The sequence below is a fragment of the Rhodanobacter terrae genome, assembly GCF_042657005.1.
Lineage (GTDB): Bacteria > Pseudomonadota > Gammaproteobacteria > Xanthomonadales > Rhodanobacteraceae > Rhodanobacter > Rhodanobacter terrae.
Map to the genome: position 1 here is coordinate 1 of NZ_JBHSNG010000087.1, position 718 is coordinate 718.

1 protein-coding gene is annotated in these 718 nt (G+C 57.0%); it reads right to left on the reverse strand.

The genetic code is table 11. The features are described from left to right. Window positions 1-157: 157 nt before the first annotated feature. Window positions 158-718 (reverse strand): hypothetical protein (locus tag ACFPPB_RS20345; protein ID WP_377330489.1); only part of this gene is annotated, 561 nt, incomplete at its 5' end.

The following is a 718-nucleotide window of genomic DNA, read 5'->3' on the forward strand; positions in this document are numbered from 1 at the left end:
GCTCTTCGCCAAATCCACGCCAATGGTTATAGTGCTCATGGAGACTTCCTCTTCGAGTGACGGTTGACCAGCATCACCATCATGGCCCTCGAGGCCGAAAGGGGAGGAAGTCTCTTTTTACTCATTTAACGTAAGCATCGCTCCATCGCCTAGGCGCTCAATCGAGCGCGCCGACGATCAGCAGGGTGAATCCGACCACGGCGATCAGAGCGTGACCGTACATCAATGACTTGGGAATCAACTGACGATTCCAGGCGTAGCCCAGATTCATCAACAAGCCGCCGACAGCGGCGATCAACAGCAACACCAGCGCCCAGACCGCGAGGAGTGGCACGCCTGTGCTGAACGCTGCGAAGAGCAATAACGTCAAACCAGCGCCGGCAAGCAGGCCATGCAACAGCGCCAGCCACGCAGGCGGATTCCGCTTGCCGAAAACGCGAACTGCTGCCAACACCAGCCCTCCGGCGGCAGCAATCGCAACACGATTGCAGTCCACAACATGGTGTGCGCATTCATGCTCATCTCCGTCAGCGAGCGGCAGTCGCTCGCACGTCGCTGAGCACAACATATGTGCTGTGGACACGCCGTGATGCGCCGATTCAATTAGGAAGTGCGCGTTTGAAAGACTTATCGAAGATCTGCTGAGGAGAGTGGAAGCGTAGCCGTTTTCTGGGTCGCTGGTTGAGCTTGTCTTCAATGCTCTGGATGTAAGCCTCGG